This window comes from Streptomyces sp. NPDC001204, assembly GCF_053598035.1.
In genome coordinates this window covers 1-3,198 of sequence record NZ_JBSFJL010000081.1, presented here as the reverse complement: position 1 = coordinate 3,198, position 3,198 = coordinate 1, and the positions used below count along the sequence as shown (strand labels likewise).

Genomic DNA, 3,198 nt, shown 5'->3' with positions numbered 1-3,198 from the left:
ACACAGTGGACGCGAGCAACTGAGGACAAGCCCTCGGCCTATTAGTACCGGTCACCTCCACACCTCACGGTGCTTCCAGATCCGGCCTATCAACCCAGTCGTCTACTGGGAGCCTTACCCCATCAAGTGGGTGGGAGTCCTCATCTCGAAGCAGGCTTCCCGCTTAGATGCTTTCAGCGGTTATCCCTCCCGAACGTAGCCAACCAGCCATGCCCTTGGCAGAACAACTGGCACACCAGAGGTTCGTCCGTCCCGGTCCTCTCGTACTAGGGACAGCCCTTCTCAAGACTCCTACGCGCACAGCGGATAGGGACCGAACTGTCTCACGACGTTCTAAACCCAGCTCGCGTACCGCTTTAATGGGCGAACAGCCCAACCCTTGGGACCGACTCCAGCCCCAGGATGCGACGAGCCGACATCGAGGTGCCAAACCATCCCGTCGATATGGACTCTTGGGGAAGATCAGCCTGTTATCCCCGGGGTACCTTTTATCCGTTGAGCGACGGCGCTTCCACAAGCCACCGCCGGATCACTAGTCCCGACTTTCGTCCCTGCTCGACCCGTCGGTCTCACAGTCAAGCTCCCTTGTGCACTTACACTCAACACCTGATTGCCAACCAGGCTGAGGGAACCTTTGGGCGCCTCCGTTACCCTTTAGGAGGCAACCGCCCCAGTTAAACTACCCATCAGACACTGTCCCTGATCCGGATCACGGACCCAGGTTAGACATCCAGCACGACCAGACTGGTATTTCAACGACGACTCCACAACCACTGGCGTGGCCGCTTCAAAGTCTCCCAGCTATCCTACACAAGCCGAACCGAACACCAATATCAAACTGTAGTAAAGGTCCCGGGGTCTTTCCGTCCTGCTGCGCGAAACGAGCATCTTTACTCGTAGTGCAATTTCACCGGGCCTATGGTTGAGACAGTCGAGAAGTCGTTACGCCATTCGTGCAGGTCGGAACTTACCCGACAAGGAATTTCGCTACCTTAGGATGGTTATAGTTACCACCGCCGTTTACTGGCGCTTAAGTTCTCAGCTTCGCCCACCCGAAAGTGAGCTAACCGGTCCCCTTAACGTTCCAGCACCGGGCAGGCGTCAGTCCGTATACATCGCCTTACGGCTTCGCACGGACCTGTGTTTTTAGTAAACAGTCGCTTCTCGCTGGTCTCTGCGGCCACCCCCAGCTCACACTGCAAGAGTGATCACCAGGCGTGGCCCCCCTTCTCCCGAAGTTACGGGGGCATTTTGCCGAGTTCCTTAACCATAGTTCACCCGAACGCCTCGGTATTCTCTACCTGACCACCTGAGTCGGTTTAGGGTACGGGCCGCCATGAAACTCGCTAGAGGCTTTTCTCGACAGCATAGGATCATCCACTTCACCACAATCGGCTCGGCATCAGGTCTCAGACTATTGCCAGGCGGATTTACCTACCTGACGTCCTACACCCTTACCCCGGGACAACCACCGCCCGGGATGGACTACCTTCCTGCGTCACCCCATCACTCACCTACTAACCGCTTGGTTCAGCGGCTCCACCACTCCCCCTCACTCCGAAGAGATCAGGGGCGGCTTCACGGCCTTAGCATCACGATGCTCGATGTTTGACGCTTCACAGCGGGTACCGGAATATCAACCGGTTATCCATCGACTACGCCTGTCGGCCTCGCCTTAGGTCCCGACTTACCCTGGGCAGATCAGCTTGACCCAGGAACCCTTAGTCAATCGGCGCACACGTTTCTCACGTGTGAATCGCTACTCATGCCTGCATTCTCACTCGTCAACCGTCCACGACTACCTTCCAGTGCCGCTTCACCCGGCAGACGACGCTCCCCTACCCATCACAGCACCCGTTGGGGCTAACACTGCAATGACACGACTTCGGCGGTACGCTTGAGCCCCGCTACATTGTCGGCGCGGAATCACTAGACCAGTGAGCTATTACGCACTCTTTCAAGGGTGGCTGCTTCTAAGCCAACCTCCTGGTTGTCTGTGCGACTCCACATCCTTTCCCACTTAGCGTACGCTTAGGGGCCTTAGTCGATGCTCTGGGCTGTTTCCCTCTCGACCATGGAGCTTATCCCCCACAGTCTCACTGCCGCGCTCTCACTTACCGGCATTCGGAGTTTGGCTAAGGTCAGTAACCCGGTAGGGCCCATCGCCTATCCAGTGCTCTACCTCCGGCAAGAAACACACGACGCTGCACCTAAATGCATTTCGGGGAGAACCAGCTATCACGGAGTTTGATTGGCCTTTCACCCCTAACCACAGGTCATCCCCCAGGTTTTCAACCCTGGTGGGTTCGGTCCTCCACGAAGTCTTACCTCCGCTTCAACCTGCCCATGGCTAGATCACTCCGCTTCGGGTCTTGAGCGTGCTACTCAAACGCCCTATTCGGACTCGCTTTCGCTACGGCTTCCCCACACGGGTTAACCTCGCAACACACCGCAAACTCGCAGGCTCATTCTTCAAAAGGCACGCAGTCACGAGACGAGGACAAGTCCTCGTCCGACGCTCCCACGGCTTGTAGGCACACGGTTTCAGGTACTATTTCACTCCCCTCCCGGGGTACTTTTCACCATTCCCTCACGGTACTATCCGCTATCGGTCACCAGGGAATATTTAGGCTTAGCGGGTGGTCCCGCCAGATTCACACGGGATTTCTCGGGCCCCGTGCTACTTGGGTGTCTCTCAAACGAGCCGCTGACGTTTCGACTACGGGGGTCTTACCCTCTACGCCGGACCTTTCGCATGTCCTTCGCCTACATCAACGGTTTCTGACTCGTCCTACGGCCGGCAGACCGTAGAAGAGAGATCCCACAACCCCGCATGCGCAACCCCTGCCGGGTCTCACACGCATACGGTTTGGCCTCATCCGGTTTCGCTCGCCACTACTCCCGGAATCACGGTTGTTTTCTCTTCCTGCGGGTACTGAGATGTTTCACTTCCCCGCGTTCCCTCCACTTGCCCTATGTGTTCAGACAAGGGTGACAGCCCATGACGACTGCCGGGTTTCCCCATTCGGAAACCCCCGGATCAAAGCCTGGTTGACGACTCCCCGGGGACTATCGTGGCCTCCCACGTCCTTCATCGGTTCCTGGTGCCAAGGCATCCACCGTGCGCCCTTAAAAACTTGGCCACAGATGCTCGCGTCCACTGTGCAGTTCTCAAACAACGACCAACCACCCGTCACA

At 57.1% G+C, this 3,198-nt stretch carries 1 rRNA gene; it reads right to left on the bottom strand.

The features are described 5' to 3' along the window. Positions 1-21: 21 nt before the first annotated feature. A 23S ribosomal RNA gene (locus tag ACWC91_RS41380) occupies positions 22-3,143 on the bottom strand. Between the last annotated feature and the right edge of the window lie 55 nt (positions 3,144-3,198).